This is a genomic window from Paraburkholderia sp. GW821-FHT02A12, from assembly GCF_059422005.1.
Genome location: NZ_JBWKWA010000001.1, coordinates 3267101 through 3282455, shown reverse-complemented (window position 1 = coordinate 3282455; position 15355 = coordinate 3267101). Strand labels below are relative to the sequence as shown.

15 protein-coding genes are annotated in these 15355 nt (G+C 62.7%); 3 read left to right on the top strand and 12 right to left on the bottom strand.

The window, feature by feature from the left end; genetic code table 11:
* Positions 1 to 7 precede the first annotated feature (7 nt).
* The 6 genes from AC07WT_RS14890 to AC07WT_RS14865 all read right to left on the bottom strand — a co-directional run bounded on the left by AC07WT_RS14890 (position 8) and on the right by AC07WT_RS14865 (position 6395).
* Positions 8 to 709 (bottom strand): glutathione binding-like protein, encoded by a 702-nt coding sequence (locus AC07WT_RS14890; RefSeq protein ID WP_494947591.1) that lies wholly within the window; start codon positions 707 to 709, stop codon positions 8 to 10.
* Positions 710 to 865: 156 nt separating this feature from the next.
* Complete coding sequence (locus AC07WT_RS14885) at positions 866 to 2125, bottom strand: acyl-CoA dehydrogenase family protein (RefSeq protein ID WP_492595094.1); 1260 nt, start codon at positions 2123 to 2125, stop codon at positions 866 to 868.
* Between the two features lie 62 nt (positions 2126 to 2187).
* Entirely contained in the window at positions 2188 to 3294 is a 1107-nt protein-coding gene (locus tag AC07WT_RS14880; RefSeq protein ID WP_494947590.1) for a phosphotransferase, read from the bottom strand.
* Between the two features lie 20 nt (positions 3295 to 3314).
* Entirely contained in the window at positions 3315 to 4031 is a 717-nt protein-coding gene (locus AC07WT_RS14875; RefSeq protein WP_494947589.1) for a histidine phosphatase family protein, read from the bottom strand.
* A 22-nt stretch (positions 4032 to 4053) separates the two neighbouring features.
* On the bottom strand, positions 4054 to 4842 hold the full coding sequence (locus AC07WT_RS14870; RefSeq protein WP_494947588.1) for an oxepin-CoA hydrolase, alternative type: 789 nt from the start codon (positions 4840 to 4842) through the stop codon (positions 4054 to 4056).
* The gene (locus AC07WT_RS14865; RefSeq protein ID WP_494947587.1) at positions 4839 to 6395 is read right to left on the bottom strand and encodes a 3-hydroxyacyl-CoA dehydrogenase; all 1557 of its coding nucleotides are present in this window, start codon (positions 6393 to 6395) and stop codon (positions 4839 to 4841) included. The genes AC07WT_RS14870 and AC07WT_RS14865 overlap by 4 nt, the downstream gene beginning before the upstream one ends.
* Before the next feature lie 125 nt (positions 6396 to 6520).
* Here AC07WT_RS14865 and AC07WT_RS14860 point away from each other — a divergent pair, with 125 nt between their 5' ends.
* Positions 6521 to 7168, top strand: coding sequence for a glutathione S-transferase family protein (locus AC07WT_RS14860; RefSeq protein ID WP_494947586.1), 648 nt, complete (start codon positions 6521 to 6523; stop codon positions 7166 to 7168).
* A 106-nt stretch (positions 7169 to 7274) separates the two neighbouring features.
* On the opposite strand, the gene AC07WT_RS14855 is transcribed toward AC07WT_RS14860, so the two are convergent.
* Both AC07WT_RS14855 and AC07WT_RS14850 read right to left on the bottom strand, forming a co-directional pair.
* A complete protein-coding gene (locus AC07WT_RS14855) occupies positions 7275 to 8447 on the bottom strand; it encodes a pyridoxal phosphate-dependent aminotransferase (RefSeq protein ID WP_492595100.1) in 1173 nt (390 codons plus the stop codon).
* Between the two features lie 128 nt (positions 8448 to 8575).
* Positions 8576 to 9073, bottom strand: a complete 498-nt coding sequence (locus tag AC07WT_RS14850; RefSeq protein WP_494947585.1) for a putative toxin-antitoxin system toxin component, PIN family — start codon at positions 9071 to 9073, stop codon at positions 8576 to 8578.
* A gap of 57 nt (positions 9074 to 9130) precedes the next feature.
* Here AC07WT_RS14850 and yaaA point away from each other — a divergent pair, with 57 nt between their 5' ends.
* Both yaaA and AC07WT_RS14840 read left to right on the top strand, forming a co-directional pair.
* Positions 9131 to 9913, top strand: coding sequence for a peroxide stress protein YaaA (gene yaaA, locus AC07WT_RS14845; protein ID WP_494947584.1), 783 nt, complete (start codon positions 9131 to 9133; stop codon positions 9911 to 9913).
* Positions 9914 to 9948: 35 nt separating this feature from the next.
* Entirely contained in the window at positions 9949 to 11103 is a 1155-nt protein-coding gene (locus AC07WT_RS14840; RefSeq protein WP_492595103.1) for a M14 family metallopeptidase, read from the top strand.
* A gap of 132 nt (positions 11104 to 11235) precedes the next feature.
* On the opposite strand, the gene AC07WT_RS14835 is transcribed toward AC07WT_RS14840, so the two are convergent.
* From AC07WT_RS14835 to AC07WT_RS14820, 4 genes are all read right to left on the bottom strand, one after another.
* Positions 11236 to 11892: a BspC domain-containing protein gene (locus AC07WT_RS14835; protein ID WP_494947583.1), complete on the bottom strand. Its 657-nt coding sequence runs from the start codon at positions 11890 to 11892 to the stop codon at positions 11236 to 11238.
* 180 nt (positions 11893 to 12072) lie between these two features.
* Positions 12073 to 12747, bottom strand: a complete 675-nt coding sequence (locus tag AC07WT_RS14830; RefSeq protein ID WP_492595105.1) for an energy-coupling factor ABC transporter permease — start codon at positions 12745 to 12747, stop codon at positions 12073 to 12075.
* A gap of 113 nt (positions 12748 to 12860) precedes the next feature.
* On the bottom strand, positions 12861 to 13739 hold the full coding sequence (locus AC07WT_RS14825; protein ID WP_492595106.1) for a response regulator transcription factor: 879 nt from the start codon (positions 13737 to 13739) through the stop codon (positions 12861 to 12863).
* A 210-nt stretch (positions 13740 to 13949) separates the two neighbouring features.
* Positions 13950 to 15164: a DUF2863 family protein gene (locus AC07WT_RS14820; protein WP_492595107.1), complete on the bottom strand. Its 1215-nt coding sequence runs from the start codon at positions 15162 to 15164 to the stop codon at positions 13950 to 13952.
* Positions 15165 to 15355 lie beyond the last annotated feature (191 nt).

Sequence of the window (15355 nt, the reverse complement as noted above, 5' to 3'; positions counted from 1 at the left end):
AATCGCATCAATGCTTCGCGTATTGCGTCGCGCCGAACAGCATCTCTTTGGCCTTGTCGTCCATGAGCGACTTGCGGGCCGACGCCAGCACGTCGACGCCACGCACCACCGCAGGACGTGCGGCGATTTCCTCATGCCAGCGCTTCACGTTCGGAAACGCATCCAGTTCGACGCCCTGGTTCTGCCACGAGCGTGTCCAGGGAAATGCAGCGATATCGGCGATCGTGTAGTCGTTGCCGGCGAGATATCGCGTCTTGCCGAGTTGTGTGTCCATTACGCCGTATAGGCGCCGCGTCTCGTTCGTGTAGCGATTGATCGCGTATTCGATCGGCTCCGGCGCGTAGATGCGGAAATGATGCGTTTGCCCGAGCATCGGGCCCAGGCCGCCCATCTGGAACATCAGCCATTGCAGTGTTGCGTAGCGCGCAGCCGGGTCGGAGGGCAGGAACTTGCCGGTTTTTTCAGCCAGGTAGATCAGAATCGCCCCCGATTCGAACAGCGCGAACGGCTTGCCGTCGGCGCTCTTCGGGCCGTCGGAATCGACGATCGCCGGAATCTTGTTGTTCGGGCTGATGGCGAGGAATTCGGGTTCGAACTGGTCGCCGGCGCCAATGTTCACGCCGTGCACGGCGTACGCGAGGCCCGTTTCCTCGAGCATGATGTGAACCTTGTGGCCGTTCGGGGTTGCCCAGCTGTAGACGTCGATCATCGCGGCTCCTTTGTTTCGCGAAAGCGGCGCCGCAAAGGACGCCGCAACTGGCGAAAATTAGAGCACAGATCGAACGATGCTGCTGGCGACGGCGCCGCGCGCAAACTCGAGCACGCGGCGCCGGAATCAACCTCGAATCCAACCTCGAATCCAACTTCAAACCCGCGTAATCGGCGTCTCCACGCGAGCCGCTGCGCCCGCATCCATATAGCGCGCGAGTTCAAGCTTCGCGATGGCGTTGCGGTGCACTTCGTCGGGACCATCGGCGAAGCGCAGCGTCCGAGCGGACGCATAGGCATAGGCTAGCGGGAAATCATCGCTGACCCCGCCGCCGCCGTGCGCCTGGATCGCCCAGTCGATCACCTGACACGCCATGTTCGGCGCGACCACCTTGATCATCGCGATCTCGCCGCGCGCGCCCTTGTTGCCGACCGTGTCCATCATGTACGCAGTCTTCAGTGTCAGAAGGCGCGCCTGCTCGATCATGCAGCGCGCTTCGGCGATGCGCTCCTGCGTGACGCCTTGCGCTGCGACCGGCTTGCCGAACGCGACGCGCTGCAGTGAGCGTTTCGCCATCAGTTCGAGCGCGCGCTCGGCGAGCCCGATCAAGCGCATGCAGTGGTGAATCCGTCCCGGTCCGAGGCGGCCTTGCGCGATCTCAAAGCCGCGTCCTTCGCCGAGCAGCATGTTGGTCGCCGGCACGCGCACGTTCTGAAGCGTGATTTCCATGTGGCCGTGCGGCGCGTCGTCGTAGCCGAACACGTTGAGAGGGCGGTGCACGGTGATGCCGGTGGCGTCGGCCGGCACCAGAATCATCGACTGCTGTTGATGGCGCGGTGCTTCGGGATCGGTCTTGCCCATCACGATATAGATCTTGCAGCGCGGATCGCCCGCGCCGGACGACCACCACTTGTGGCCGTTGATCACATAGGAGTCGCCGTCGCGCACGATGCTCGTCTGGATATTGGTGGCATCCGACGACGCCACTTCCGGCTCGGTCATCAGAAACGCCGAACGGATCTGGCCTTGCAGCAGCGGCTCGAGCCACTCGCGCTTGTTGTCTTCGCTGCCGTAGCGCTCGATCGTTTCCATGTTGCCGGTGTCGGGCGCATTGCAGTTGAACACTTCCGGCGCCCAGGGCACGCGGCCCATGATCTCGCACAGCGGCGCATATTCGAGATTCGTCAGACCGGCGCCGCGCACGGATTCAGGCAGAAACAGATTCCACAAGCCGGCGTCGCGCGCCTTCAGTTTCAGTTGCTCGATGAGCTCGGTCGGCACCCATGCGTTGCCGTTCTGGCGATTGCGTGCGATCTCGGCGTAGAACGCCTGCTCGTTCGGATAAATGTGCTCGTCGAAGAAGGCGAGCAGTTTCTCGCGCAGCGCCTGAACCTTCGGGGTGTAGTCGAAATTCATGTATGACCTCGCGGATGACGAATGACGTTTGATCGTTAGCGCAACTCGGTACGCCGGGTCGGCTAGCTCACCTTCTGTGCGTAGCGCCAGGCGAGTTCCGCCATCGGCTTGGCGCGGCGGCCGGCGTCGAGTGCTTGCGCACTGGCCGCGGTGCCGTCGACGACGCGTTTCATGATCCCTTGCAGGATCGCGGCGATGCGGAACATGTTGTACGCCAGGTAGAAATTCCAGTCGCCGTGAATCTCGAAGCCGGTGCGTTGGCAATAGCGCTCGACATACTGCGCTTCGTCGGGAATGCCGAGCGCTGCCCAGTCGAGACCCGCAATGCCGCGAAATTGCGCCGGATCGACATGCCACGCCATGCAGTGATAGGCGAAGTCGGCGAGCGGATCGCCGAGCGTCGACAGTTCCCAGTCGAGCACGGCGAGCACGCGCGGTTCGTGCGGATGAAAGATCAGATTGTCGAGCCGGTAATCGCCATGCACGACCGAGGCGCGCTCGCTCGTTTCGGCCGGCATATGCTGCGGCAGCCATTCGATCAGGCGCTGCATCGCGTCGATCGGTTCGGTTTCGGACGCGATGTACTGTTTGCTCCAGCGGCCGATCTGGCGCGCGAAGTAGTTGCCCGGCTTGCCGTAGTCCGCAAGGCCGGCTGCCGCGACATCGACGCTATGCAGCGCGGCGATCACGCGATTCATTTCGTCGTAGATGGCCGCGCGCTCAAGCGGCGTGATGCCGGGCAAAGATTGATCCCACAACACGCGGCCTTCGACGAACTCCATGACATAAAATGCGCGGCCGATTACGCTTTCGTCCTCGCACAGGGCGAGCATCTTCGCGACCGGCACGTCGGTGCCGGCTAGCGCATGCATCACGCGGTATTCGCGCTCGATGGCGTGTGCAGACGGCAGCAGCTTTGCAGCTGGCCCGGGCTTGGCGCGCATGACATACGAACGCGACGGCGTGACCAGTTTGAATGTGGGATTCGACTGACCACCGGCGAATTGCTCGAGCGTGAGCGGCCCGGAAAATCCGTCGACATGCTGGGCCAGCCACGCGGCGAGCGCATCGCTGTCGAAGCGTTGCCGCTCGTTGACCGGACGCGTGCCCTCGAAGGCCGAATAATCCGGTTTGTGTTCTGGTTCGCCAGTCTGTGTGGCTTGCACCATGTGTCTCCTCCAGTTCGGTTTCAGCTACGCTTGTATTGAATGAATTGTGCGTAGAGCATTTCCATCGTCGTATTGCGAACGTCGCGATGCAGCGGCGACGGCGGTGAATAGTTGATCGTGCGCAGCACCCAGTCGCGCGGCGCGGCGCCGATGTCGAGAGCGTTGATACAGCCGGTGGCCTGCGCCAGATGGCCGAAGAAAGTGCGGCCGCCGGCGGTGAGCGCATGCGACAGAATCGCGCGATTCACGCCGCCGTGCAGCACGAGCAGCACGGTGTCCCACGACATGTCCTCGCGCAACGCCGCCACTGCGGGCAGCACGCGATCGAACAGCGCGCCGATAGTTTCGCCGTCGAGAAAGCGTGTGCTTTCCGGCACGATGCCGTCGAACACACCCAGAAATGCCGCCTCGATATCTTGCAGCGGAATCTTGCTCAGCTTGCCGCCGCGAATTTCCTGCCACGCAGGCTCGATCTCGAGTTCGAGCTGTTGGCCCGTTTCGGCCAGGACGCGCTGCGCGGTTTCGACCGTGCGCGGCAAACCGCTGACGATCACGCGATCGAAACGCACGTTCTGCGCGGCAAACACGCGGCCCGCCGCGCTTGCCTGCTCGCGGCCGCTGGCGTTCAACGGCACGGTCTCCGGATCGATCGCGCGGCCGGAGTCGTCGAAGTAGGTTACGTCGCCGTGGCGCATCAGAAAGATGCGGCGTCGCTTGGGGAGTTGATATTCAGACATGGTCCCTTTATTCACTCTCTTGTCACTTGTAGACCGGAGCACGTTTTTCGAGGAACGCGGAAATCCCTTCGAGCCCGTCGCGATGATGCAGCGACGCGACGAAGCTGTCGCGCTCCGCAACCAGATGGTCGGCGAGCGGCTGTGCGCCGGCTGCACCGATCAAGCCCTTGATGCGCGCCACCGAATTCGGCGAAATCTTGCCGAGCTCGTCGGCCCAGGTGACAGCGGTGTCGCGCACGGCGCCGGCCTTCGCCAGTTTGTTGACGACGCCGAGATCATGCAAACGCGCGGCGCCGATCGGCTTGCCTTCGATCAGCACTTCGGTCGCCAGCTGACGCGGCAAAGCTTGCGCGAGAAACCACGAACCGCCGCCATCCGGCGTCAGGCCGACGCGTGCGTACGACATCACGAATTTGGCGTCTTCAGCGGCGACGATCAGGTCGCACGCGAGCGCCAGCGAGAAGCCCGCGCCGGCCGCGGCGCCTTCGACCGCCGCGATCACCGGCTTCGACGACAGCCGCAGCGCGGAAATCCATTCGCCGAGCAGGTCAATGCTTTCCGCCTGCACCGACGGATCTTTCGCACGGTTTTCCAGCAGGCGGTTCAGATTGCCGCCGGCGCAGAAGAAGTTGTCCGCGCCGGTGATCACCACTGCGCGGATCGACGGATCGCGCTCTACTGAATCGAGCGCTTCGATACCCGCGGCATACATGTCCGGATGTAGCGCGTTGCGCGCGCCGGGATTCGAGAGCGTAAGGACCAGCGTCGATTCGCTTTCGGTCGGGCGCGAGGTCAGCAGTTCGGCGCTCATTGTTGTGTCTCCGTTTGAGTATCGGCAGCGTCGCGTTGGGTCAGCGACAGACCGAGTTGCGCCCGCCGCGCGAGCCATGGCGAGGGCCGGTAGCGCGGATCGCCAAGCACGCTGAAGATATTGCGCAAAATCGTCAGGATCGTATTCGCGCCGAGCGCATCGCCGAGTGCGAGCGGACCGCGTGGATAGCCGAGCCCGAGCGTCACGGCGAGATCGATGTCTTCGGGCGTGGCGATCTGCTTTTGCGCGATATCGCAGCCGATGTTGACGATCGTTGCCACCACGCGTTGCGCGACGAATCCAGTCGAGTCACGGATCACCGTGACGGGAGTGCCGTCGGCGGCAAACAGCGCATGCGCAGTGTCGCGTGCGGTGCGGGTCGTGGCGGGCGTTGTCATCAGCGTGCGGCGTTGCGCGCCGGCCAGCGGGAATAGTGTGTCGACCGCGATCACGCGGCTCGCATCGAGTGCTTCGTCGACGGCGGCGGTGGTCGCGTCATGACCGAACGGCGTGACGACGATCAGCGAATTGGCAGCGGGCGTGGCGCCTTCGTCGAGCGTCACGCCAGCGTTGGCGACCAGTTGCACGACAGCTTCATGCGCTTGCGGATAACGCTTGCTGACCCACACGCTTTCAGGCAGTTCGGTCGGCGCGGGCCCTTCGGCCGGCACTTGCTGCTTGCCGTCTTCGTAGCGGTAAAAACCTTCGCCCGTCTTGCGGCCGATCAGGCCGCCCGCGAGCCGCGTGCCGGTGATCGGCGAAGGCGTGAAACGTGGTTCTTCATAGAACTGGTGATAGATCGATTCCATCACCGGATGCGACACGTCGAGTGCGGTCAGATCGAGCAGTTCGAACGGCCCGAGCCGGAAGCCGGCCTGCTCGCGCATGATGCGGTCGATATCGGCAAAGCTCGCGACGCCTTCGCCCGCCACGCGCAGGCCTTCGGTATTCATTCCGCGGCCGGCGTGATTGACGATGAAGCCGGGCATGTCTTTCGCACGCACCGGCGTGTGGCCCATGCGGCGCGCGAGGTCCATCAGCATGTCGCCGGCCGCCGGATCGCTGCGCAGACCGTCGATCACTTCGACCACCTTCATCAATGGCACGGGATTGAAGAAGTGGTAACCTGCCACGCGCGACGGATTGGTGCAACCCGCGGCGATCGCGGTGATCGACAGCGACGATGTGTTCGACGCCAGCACGCAGCGGCCGCTCACCACCGTTTCGAGTTCGCGGAAGAGGGCCTGCTTCACGTCGAGCTTTTCGACGATCGCCTCGACGACCAGATCGCAATCGGCCAGATCGCCAATGGCCCGCGCGCCGCTCACGTTGGCGAGCGCGGCAAGCGAGCGGGCCTGGTCGAGCTTGCCTTTGGCGGTCAGCCTGGCGAGCGTATCGGCGAGGTAGTCGCGCGCGGCGCCGATCGCGGCGGGGTTCGTGTCATAGAGACGCACGGTGAGACCCGCCAGCGCGGCGATCTGGGCAATACCACGGCCCATTGCGCCGGTTCCGACAATGCCGATAGTCTCGATGCTGTAATTGCGAGAGGTCATTGTGATGCTCGACTCCATGGTTATTTTAGAATAGCACGATCGTGCAATTTACTGGATGATTGATCGAAGGCCGCCGCATTGAGTCTGACGAGCGGTTTCAACAACCCGAAGGAAGGAGACACCCGATGATCAAGCTGTGCGGTTTCGCGCTGTCCAACTACTACAACAAGGTGAAGTTCGTGCTGCTCGAACACGGCATTCCGTTCGAGGAAGTGTTCGTGCTGCCGAGCCAGGAGGAGACGGTGCTCGAGCATTCGCCGCTCGGCAAGGTACCTTATATCCGGACCGAGCACGGCGATCTGTGCGAGTCGCAATGCATCGTCGACTATCTGGCCGCGCGTTTTCCCGATAAGGCAATTTTCTCGGCCGACCCATGGGAAGCGGCCAAGGAGCGTGAGTTGATCATGTTCGTCGACGTGCATCTCGAACTGACCGCGCGCAATTTGTACAAGGAAGCGTTCTTCGGCGGCACGGTGACCGAGGCGACCAAGGGGCGCGTCGACAAGCTGCTCGCGCATCACATCGCCGGCTTCAAAAGAATCGCGGAGTTCGGCCCTTATTTGCGCGGCGAGCGCTTCAGCGTCGCCGATACGGCGGGTTATGTGAGCCTGCCGCTGGTGGGCATGGCGACGCAGACGATCTACGGCCGCGATTTTCTGCTCGACGCCGGCATCGACTGGAAAAGCTACGTGAAGGCGATCAACGACCGGCCGGCCGCGCGGCGCGTGACCGAAGACCGCAAGGCGTATATCGCGGCGTCGCGTCCGGCTTGACGGGCGATACGGCAGATGAGATGAGCTAAGGCATGCCGCACACGCCTTAGCCGCTACGCGCGATGGCGGGGAACGTGGGTTCGTTCGCGGCATCGCGCGGGGCGTCCTAGAGCCGCGCCAGCCGTTCGAGCGCGGTGGCCAGCGTGCTTTCCTGCTTGGCAAAGCAGAAGCGCACCACGCCCGATTCATGCGCCTCGTGATAGAACGCCGACACCGGAATCGCCGCGACGCCGATCTCGCCGGTCAGCCATTGCGCGAATTCGGCTTCGGGCAAATCGCTGATCGCAGAATAATCGACACACTGAAAGTACGTGCCCGTGCAAGGTAGGAGCTTGAAGCGGGAATTCGCGAGACCGGCGCGGAAAAAATCGCGCTTCTTCTGATAAAACGCGGGCAGATCCAGATACGGTGCCGGATCCTGCATGTATTGCGCAAGACCGATCTGCATCGGCGTGTTGACCGTGAACACGTTGAACTGGTGCACCTTGCGGAATTCGGCGGTCAGCGCGGCGGGCGCGGCCACATAGCCCACCTTCCAGCCCGTCACGTGATAGGTCTTGCCGAAGCTCGACACCACGAAACTGCGCTGCGCCAGTTCTGGATACCGCGCGACGCTTTCGTGCGGTGCGCCGTCGTACACCATGTGCTCATACACTTCGTCAGACAGAATCAGCACGTTGGTGCCGCGCACGATGTCTTCGAGCTTGCGCATGTCCTCGGCGCGCCAGACCGTGCCGGTCGGATTGTGCGGCGTGTTGATCAGCAGCAGCCGCGTTTTCGGCGTAATCGCGGCAGCGAGCTTGTCGAACGGAATCGCGTAATCCGGTGCGTCGAGCGTGACGAATACCGGCTTGCCGCCCGCCAGTTCGATCGACGGCAGGTAGCTGTCGTAAGTTGGCTCGACCACGATCACTTCGTCGCCCGGATGCACGGTGCAGAGAATCGCGGTCAGCAACGCTTGTGTGGCGCCCGCTGTCACGGTGATTTCGTGCGTGGCGTCGTAGCGGCGGCCGTACAGGTTCGCGATTTTGTCCGAGATCGCCTGACGCAGCGGCGCCGCGCCGGCCATCGGCGGATATTGATTGTGACCGTCGCGCATGGCGTTCGCGACCGCGTCCACAATTCGGGGATCGCAGCCGAAGTCGGGAAAGCCCTGGCCGAGGTTCACCGCGCCTTTTTCAGCGGCGAGCGCGCTCATCACGGTGAAAATCGTCGTGCCGACATCCGGCAGGCGAGACGGAAACGGGGGACTCATGGGCGTGTCGTGCGGTGCATTCATGGCGCTTTTCGGAGCGTGAGCGAGGTGAGTTGGCGAAAGACGTCGTTTGAAAAGGACGAAGCTTGATTGTAGGGAATCGCGGCGCTGCGTGCGCGCAGTCGGCCCCACGTTGGCCGTTCGGCCAGGGGTCATGCGGGCGCGGGCTCGCCGGCTGCCGTCAAGGAGGCGCTGACGAACGTGACGAAGGGCGCCGGCTGCGCAATCTGAAAGCCGAAATCGCGCGCGATCCGCTTGGCTAACTTTAATACCGCGCGATCTTTCGATACCAGCCAGTCGGCCTGCGCGGCGTGCGCGAGTTCGAGAAACTTCTGATCGTCGCGGTCTTTGCATTTGGGCAACGGCATGGCGCCTTCTGCCGGCGCCGCCGGTTCGACCCGCTGTGCGAGACGCGCGACGACGGCCAGCGCGGCCGCCTTGTCGACATTGCGATGCACGAATTGCGGATAGTCGAGCACGTAGGTCAGTTCGGCGAGACAGCGCGCGTCGATCAGCGCGGCCAGCACGCCGCTTTCGAGCGCGGCGCGGATCGGCCGCGTGTGCGGGTCGTCGAACACGAGAATATCGATCCACACGTTGGAATCGAGGACGACGCGCAAAGCGCCGCGTGAGGCATGGGAACCGGGCATTCGTTACAATCTGGCTTTCGTCTTTGACCGCCAGGCACGGCGTGCCTGCAAGCCTCTATGATAATCGTTCTGTCGCCGGCGAAATCGCTCGACTACGAAACCCCGCCGCACGTCAAAAAGCACACGATCCCCGATTTCGTCGATGACGCGGCCGAGTTGATCGGCGGATTGCGCCGTTTGTCGCCGCAGCAGATCGCCACGCTGATGAGCATTTCAGATCCGCTCGCACAACTCAATTTCCAACGCTATGCCGAATGGTCGCCGACCTTCGGCACACACAATGCCAAGCAGGCGGTGCTCGCGTTCAACGGCGACGTGTACGAGGGCTTCAATGCGAAGACGCTGTCGTCGGCCGATCTGGATTACGCGCAAAACCATGTGCGGGTGTTATCCGGCTTGTACGGATTGTTGCGGCCGCTCGATCTGCTGCAACCGTACCGGCTCGAAATGGGCACGCGCTTTGCCAATACGCGCGGCAAGGATCTGTACGCGTTCTGGGGCGAGCGGATCACCCAGGCGTTGAACGCGCAGTTGAAGAAGAACGCCGCGGCGTCGCGCGTGCTGGTGAATTGCGCGTCGGGCGAGTACTTCAAATCGGTCAAGCCGAAGCTGCTCGAGGCGCCCGTCGTCACGCCCGTGTTCGAAGACTGGAGGGGCGGCCGTTACAAGATCATCAGCTTCCACGCGAAACGCGCGCGCGGCTTGATGGCGCGCTACGCGGTCGAGAACCGCCTGAACGCGCCCGAGCAACTGAAGGACTTCGACGCTGAAGGCTACGCGTTCGACGTCGAAGCCTCGAACGATTCCACCTACGTATTCCGCCGCCGCGTCGCTGACTAAAGCGAGTGCCGCGCACACAAGCAGGGAAAAATATTATGACGTTATCGATTACGAGCAACTTCGACGCAGGCGCGATCGAAGTGCTGTCCTGCGAAGAGGCCAGCAATATCCGTCTGCGCGTGCGGCCCGATAGTCACGCCGAGTTCGCGCAGTGGTTCTACTTCCGGGTGTCCGGCGCTGCCGGCGAGCGCTGCGTGATGACCTTCGAAAACGCCGCTGCATGCGCGTTCGCCGAAGGCTGGCGCGACTATCAGGCGGTGGCGAGTTATGACCGGGTGAACTGGTTCCGCGTGCCGAGCTCGTACGACGGCCGCGTGCTCACGATCGATCACACGCCGGATTTCGACCGCATTTATTACGCGTATTTCGAGCCGTATAGCGAAGAGCGGCACTCGGAGTTTCTCGGCGCAGTGCAGCAGATGCCGCAGGCAACGCTCACGGAGTTGGGCAAGACCGTGGAAGGCCGGCCGATATCGCTATTGACGCTCGGCACGCCCCAAACCGGCGACACGCCCAAGAAGAAGATCTGGCTGATCGCCCGTCAGCATCCCGGCGAGACGATGGCCGAATGGTTTATCGAGGGCCTGGTGAAACGTCTGGCCGGCTGGGGAGATTGGGCAGGCGACCCGGTGGCGCGCAAGCTTTACGATCACGCGGTGTTCTACATCGTGCCGAACATGAATCCGGACGGCAGCGTGCACGGCAATCTGCGCACCAACGCGGCCGGCGCGAACCTGAATCGCGAATGGATGGAGCCGGATGCCGCGCGCAGTCCGGAAGTGCTGGTGGTGCGCGATGCGATCCACGCGACCGGTTGCGACCTGTTCTTCGATATTCACGGCGACGAGGCGCTGCCGTATGTGTTCGTGGCCGGCTCAGAAATGCTGCCGGGTTTCACCGAGCGGCAAGGGCTGGAGCAAAAGGCGTTCATCGAAGCATTCAAGCATGCGAGCCCGGATTTTCAGGACAAGTTTGGCTATGCCGCGAGCAAGTATCGCGAGGACGCGTTGAAGCTGGCTTCGAAGTACATCGGCAACGAATTCGGCTGCCTGTCGTTGACGCTCGAAATGCCGTTCAAGGACAACGCCAATCTGCCCGACGAGCGGGTAGGCTGGAACGGCGAGCGCAGCGCGTCGCTTGGCGCCGCGATGCTGCAGGCGATTTTGCGGCATGTGGAGACGTTTGCCTGATTTTGTCCAGTGTTCGTTTTTTGAGCGGACGCAGCACGGAAAAAGAGGCGCCCACTTGAGCAGTGGGCGCCTCTTTTTTTTCCTGCGAAACCTGCAGCGCGGGCATCGCTGCTGCGCCGCAGGTTTCGAATGTTAGTGAGTTTTTTTTGCGGAGGATCTCTTCGTACTCGATTTGCTGGAAGTGGCTTTGCCAGACGATTTGCCCGAGACCGCTTTCGAAGACTTGCCGCTCGCTTTCATTGTCGTCTTGCCGCTTGCCGTGTGCTTGCCCTTCACGCTCTTATGCTTGCCTGACGACACGCGCGAGTCCGTAGAGCCGGAGCTATGCGCACGGTTCGGCGGCACCGGATCGTTCCAGCTGAAGGCCTGCATCTGATTGCCGACGTAGCCGCAGCGGAACTTGAGGTCGGCCGGATCGCCGTCGCCGCTTTGCCGGATGCCCAGTCCTTCGACAGTGACGATGTTATCCACCTTGACGCGTTGCTTACCCTCGTCGAACGAGTCGTTCCATGGTGTCACCGACGCATGCGCGCTGTCGAAGGAACTCGGTGGAAATTCGACGTGATCGAAGGCAGTCGAGGTGCTGGCGACAAAGTTGCCATGCGCTGCGCAGTCCGCGACTAACGGGTCTGCGTGCATGTCATTGACAAATCTGTTGACGAGGTCGTTGTGCTGTTCGAGTTGATCGGCGAATGCGGGAGCAGTGCACATGAGCGAAAGCGTCGCTGCACATACCGCCAACCGGCCGACCAACCGCAGCAATCGGCGCGGTGCGTTGGTGCGATCCATCTAGTTCGTTAGACGCTAATGAGACATCAGGCACGTAAGATGCCCAACGCGAGGAAGGAGTTCAATCCTGACACAAATATTTTGTCCCGTCGTGGTGCACAGGCTCAGACCCGTCGCGTGCCGAGCCGCGGCCGATTGCCGGGGGGCGCCGCGGATGCCTGCTTGATACAGCACCGGATGTCAGGTGCGTGGTCCGCCCAATCGATATCGGCGCACGTCGTAGGTGGTGACCCATGCGGGCCGGTAGACCGCGATCAAAGCCGTCGACATGCCGGTGAACCAGGCCTCGCCGGTGGCTAGTAGAAGCACGCTGAATGCATAGCCGGCCGGCACCACCGTCATCGAACCGTCGGCAAGCCCGACGTGAATGCCAAGCGCCGCAGCTGCAGTGAGCGACACGGCAATAGCCGGCGAAACAAAACCCTGGCCGAAGATAAACATGAACATGTTGCGCGGCAGCCAGGCGATGCTGGCGCGCTGAACCAGCGTCGAGATGCCGACAGGCAGCGCGCCGAATATCAGGAAAGTCAGCGCGATGCCCTGCCAGGGGGCGTCGAAAACGACGGCGGCCAGACCGGTGACCACCGCCATCGCAATCAGCGCCAGCGCCCAGTCGAATAGCGTGACGACCAGAGTGGCGCCGAGCAGATGCATGACGGTGCCGTCGTCGAGCCATGCGTTGCTGGCCCACAGCACCGAAATCGCGACAATGATCGCGAGCCAGACGTGCTGCAGCGTGCCGTCCTGAAGTCGTTTGAAAGGGTTTTTCCAGAGCGCGAGCGCGACCACTATCGCAGTGGCGATCCAGCCACTGACAGCGACCCAGAACGGAAGCGGTGTGTAGAGGAAACCCATGTATCTCATATTACTCGTTGGACGACGAAAGGTGTGAGCGGATTCCGTGCCAGCCGGCGCAAACGCCGCCGGAAAGGTGCGCACCCTGACGTCGGCGTGAGCACCGGCTGATGTCATGCCGAGCCTTCCGTAGCAGGTTCCGACGCTGAGCCGGCGGCCGGCGGATCGCCAAAGGGCGTGCTCGGTTCGGCGGCCATCGGCAGCGTGTCTGCCGTGTCGTTAGTAGGCAACGGATACTGGAAACGCCGCCGTGTGTGGCGCCGCAACGGCACCACGCCGGTTTGCCCCATCACCGGCCGAGCCGGACTTTCGCTGTCGTTGCGCAGTACTTGCAAATGAGCCGACAGCCAGCCGTTGTAAAGCGCGACCGCGGCTGCGCGATTGGGCGCCCCGAGTTGCTGGAATATGCTGGTTAGGTGGATCTTGACGGTTCCTTCGCTGATGCCGAGCGTGCGCGCAATCATCTTGTTCGTGCTGCCCATGTGGACGCAGCGCATGATCTGTTCCTGGCGCGGCGACAGGCCGCTGGAAAGCCGGGCGCGGCGCGGTGGCGGACTCTTCTCGTCGAACGGACGGATGACGGCATCCGGAGGCAGCGGGGGATTGAGCGCCAATGCGCCCGCCGGCACATAGTGACCGCCCAGCAGCACCATCTCGAAGGCCCGTACGATCAGGCACGGGTCGGTTTCGCGCGGCACCACGCCGAGCACGCCTTCGTCCATCAGATCTCGCACGCAGGCGGGTGAAACCTGGTCGGTTAGTACGGCAATGCGCAGGCCCGGGTAGTGGCTGAGCAGGCGTCGGGTATCCGCGACCGACATCCAGCCCTGCCAGTCGATCACCAGCAAGTCGGGCCATTGGCGCTTGAGCGTGCGTTCAACCTGACGCCAATCTTGTGCTTCATTAAAACGCGCTAGCCGGTCGATTTGCCGCAGTAGCGCTTTGAGCCCATCGCGTCGTTCCGCGTCTGAGTTGAGTATCGAGAATCGCATGCCATGTCTCCAGATGAATCGGACGAAGTAGTGCGATGCATACGAACCGGCGAAGGAGCCGGGCGTGTTGCGATGCGTCACCGGGCCTATGATGACAAATTCCTTTCGATTTGACGGCCTGTCCAAAAGGCATAGGAAGAGAGCCATAAAAAAAGCCCCGCGCGCGGCGGGGCTTCTTCATTTCGACGCCAGGACGTTGGCGCCGATGCATCAATGGAAATGCGGCTGCGCGGGCTCCGCGTCCTCCGGCATTTCGGCGTGGACGATCTCGCCGAGCGGGTCCGCGTAGAGCGGGACGCCGCAGTCGTCGCAATATTCCGGCTCGAAGCGGCCAGCGTGGCGGCGGATATCGGTCACGCCGGTCTCTTTAAGCAACGCAACGATTTCTTCGAGCGGGCCGTCGTTCTCCGCGGCCTGTTCCGGTTCTTCGTCGATGCCGGGTTCGCCGTTCTCGCGGCCGTACAGTGGCCACACGACGCCATAGATCACGTCATTGCTGCCGCGGCGCGTGAAGCCGACACGGTACTCGTCGATGCGGCGCTCGCCGAAGCCCGCGACAACCGCGCGCAACTCCTGCGGCGCTGCGCCGATTGTGTCGAACAGGTAGCGCACGGCAGTACGGACTGTGTGAGGGCGCACACGTTCGTCGGCGTCGCGGCAGGCCGAATAGTACGCATCGGGCAGCAGGCACTCGAACTCGCAGCCGGGCAGCACCAGCGACAAATTGGCACCTCCTTGTGTTGCCCATTGTTCGAGGCATTGCCCACGTTCGATCCGGCTGCCGTGTTCTTCTTCCTGCCAGCGGAACGTCGGCTCGCCGACGGGCGCTGCGACCACGGCCAGCAGGAAACGCGGGTCGGCCAGGATCGGCGAAGTTTCCGGCAATTCGCCGAAATTGAGCTTGATGTTGCCGCCGCTCATTGCTGCTTGAGCAAGCTGCTGGGCAAGGCGCCACGTTTCGACGTGGTGACGCGGCAGTTGATCGATGCTGTACAGGAACGGCGCCATCGCAACACGCGTATTGGCCGCGAGGACGTGTGCCTGTAGATGCGCGCGCAATGCGTCGGCTGCGTCGCCTTTGAGCGGGCCGGAAGGAATCATGTAGCGAGTCCAGGCCAGCACGGGCGCGGCGATCAGCAACGCTTCATGCGGAACACCTTCGTGGTCGATGATGAACGATTCGCTGTGCGTTTCCGCCATATCGGCGAGCGCGCCGTAAGCATCTGGGTGGTTTTGCTGCAGATGGTCGAGCGCGGCGTCCAGCGTAGTCTGGTTGGCGTTTCGGACGATCTTGGCCAGCAGCGCATCGAGCTTCGCTTCCCAGAAGCGGTCTTCGGTGCGGCTGCCCGACGCGAATAGCGCGAGCGAGAGACCGACAAGCTTGTCGGCATCGGGGGGGAGACGTTTGGCGATTCGCGAGCGCATAAATCCGGAAATTGGGGTGCACAGAACCTTATATTCTAGTCTTTTCTCCGCCGCCATATTATTTGGCCGGCAATGCTGGATGGATTAGGACGTTCCGGCATGAAAAAACAGCCTGCCGCGAGGGCCGTGGGGCGCGTTACATGCCCGCTTGGCCAGATGATATAAGACGTCTCCGGCGCGGCGGCTCGCTT

Bases quoted from the DNA above. Each gene is read 5' to 3' on its own strand.
- AC07WT_RS14875 (WP_494947589.1), bottom strand. From the start codon at position 4,031: ATGTCTGAATATCAACTCCCCAAGCGACGCCGCATCTTTCTGATGCGC.
- AC07WT_RS14855 (WP_492595100.1), bottom strand. From the start codon at position 8,447: ATGAATGCACCGCACGACACGCCCATGAGTCCCCCGTTTCCGTCTCGC.
- AC07WT_RS14820 (WP_492595107.1), bottom strand. From the start codon at position 15,164: ATGCGCTCGCGAATCGCCAAACGTCTCCCCCCCGATGCCGACAAGCTT.
- AC07WT_RS14890 (WP_494947591.1), bottom strand. From the start codon at position 709: ATGATCGACGTCTACAGCTGGGCAACCCCGAACGGCCACAAGGTTCAC.
- AC07WT_RS14880 (WP_494947590.1), bottom strand. From the start codon at position 3,294: ATGGTGCAAGCCACACAGACTGGCGAACCAGAACACAAACCGGATTAT.
- AC07WT_RS14870 (WP_494947588.1), bottom strand. From the start codon at position 4,842: ATGAGCGCCGAACTGCTGACCTCGCGCCCGACCGAAAGCGAATCGACG.
- AC07WT_RS14835 (WP_494947583.1), bottom strand. From the start codon at position 11,892: ATGGATCGCACCAACGCACCGCGCCGATTGCTGCGGTTGGTCGGCCGG.
- AC07WT_RS14885 (WP_492595094.1), bottom strand. From the start codon at position 2,125: ATGAATTTCGACTACACCCCGAAGGTTCAGGCGCTGCGCGAGAAACTG.
- AC07WT_RS14865 (WP_494947587.1), bottom strand. From the start codon at position 6,395: ATGACCTCTCGCAATTACAGCATCGAGACTATCGGCATTGTCGGAACC.
- AC07WT_RS14850 (WP_494947585.1), bottom strand. From the start codon at position 9,073: ATGCCCGGTTCCCATGCCTCACGCGGCGCTTTGCGCGTCGTCCTCGAT.
- AC07WT_RS14830 (WP_492595105.1), bottom strand. From the start codon at position 12,747: ATGGGTTTCCTCTACACACCGCTTCCGTTCTGGGTCGCTGTCAGTGGC.
- AC07WT_RS14840 (WP_492595103.1), top strand. From the start codon at position 9,949: ATGACGTTATCGATTACGAGCAACTTCGACGCAGGCGCGATCGAAGTG.
- yaaA (WP_494947584.1), top strand. From the start codon at position 9,131: ATGATAATCGTTCTGTCGCCGGCGAAATCGCTCGACTACGAAACCCCG.
- AC07WT_RS14860 (WP_494947586.1), top strand. From the start codon at position 6,521: ATGATCAAGCTGTGCGGTTTCGCGCTGTCCAACTACTACAACAAGGTG.
- AC07WT_RS14825 (WP_492595106.1), bottom strand. From the start codon at position 13,739: ATGCGATTCTCGATACTCAACTCAGACGCGGAACGACGCGATGGGCTC.